We start from the raw sequence: 1,147 nt of genomic DNA, 5'->3' as shown, positions 1-1,147 counted from the left end.
GGCTCCATACCGGTGCGGGAGGACGCCTCCTACCTCGTGACGGGCGGACTCGGCGGACTCGGACTGGCCACCGCCGAACGGCTCGTACAGGACGGGGCGCGGCACCTGGTGCTCGTCGGCCGACGGGCCCGCCCCGACGCGGAGGGCGAGCGCCGTCTTGCCGGACTCATCGCCCGGGGCGCCCGGATCGAGGTCGTCGCGGCCGACATCGCCGACCCGGCGGCGCTCGACGCCCTCATGGCCCGCTTCGGCGCCGAACTGCCGCCCCTGCGGGGCGTGATGCACACGGCGGGTGTCCACCGCGACCGGGCACTGGCCGGACAGGACTGGAGCCACTTCGACGAGGTCTTCGCCGCCAAGGTGTACGGCGCGTGGCTGCTGCACCAGCACACCATCGGGCTCCCGCTCGACTTCTTCGTGCTGTTCTCCTCCGCCGCGAGCGTCCTCGGCTCGCCCGGGCAGGGCAACTACGGTGCCGCCAACGCCTTCCTGGATGCCCTCGCCCACCACCGCGCGGCTCTGGGACTGGCCGCCACCAGTGTGGACTGGGGCCCCTGGGCCGAAGCAGGCATGGCCGTACGGCTCGACGACCGGTCGCGGGACAGGTGGGCGCGGATCGGAGTGGCCGAACTCGCCCCCGCCCGCGCGCTGGACACGCTCGGCCGGCTGATCGCCGCCGGACTGCCCCAGGCCGCCGTCCTGGCGGTGGACTGGGCGGCCTACCAGGATGCCGCGCCGCAACGGAGCACCCCGCTGCTGGCCGAACTGACCGGTGCGCCGCGGCCGTCCACCAGTGCCAGTGCCAGTGCCAGTGCCAGTGCCAGTGCCAGTGCGCCGCGCCGGACCGGTGGCCGCCCGGTGCTCCTGCGGCGGGTGCTCGATCTGGTCGCCACCCTGCGCACCGGGGACGGTGGACAGCCGGTCGCGGCCGACGCCGGATTCTTCGACATGGGCCTCGACTCGCTCCAGATGACCGAGCTGCGCAACCTGGTGCAGGCGGAATTCGGGGCGCGGTTACCCGCGACGTTCGCCTTCGACCACCCGACTCCGGCGGCGTTCACCGACGCCCTGCTGCAACTCGCCGGGGAGGGAACCGCCCACGAGCCGGGACCCGCGCCCGGCCCGGCCGACGGCGCGACCCGTGCCA

Annotated in this window: 1 protein-coding gene; it reads left to right on the top strand. The window is 74.6% G+C overall.

Annotation, left to right across the window (positions count from 1 at the left end):
* Positions 1-1,147: beta-ketoacyl reductase (locus R6V09_RS53510; RefSeq protein WP_317888608.1), on the top strand; the 1,147-nt coding region annotated here is incomplete at both ends.

Origin of the sequence: Streptomyces sp. W16, from assembly GCF_033194735.1 — a bacterium.
Taxonomy (GTDB): Bacteria; Actinomycetota; Actinomycetes; order Streptomycetales; family Streptomycetaceae; genus Streptomyces.
This window is presented reverse-complemented; position numbering and strand designations above follow the sequence as displayed.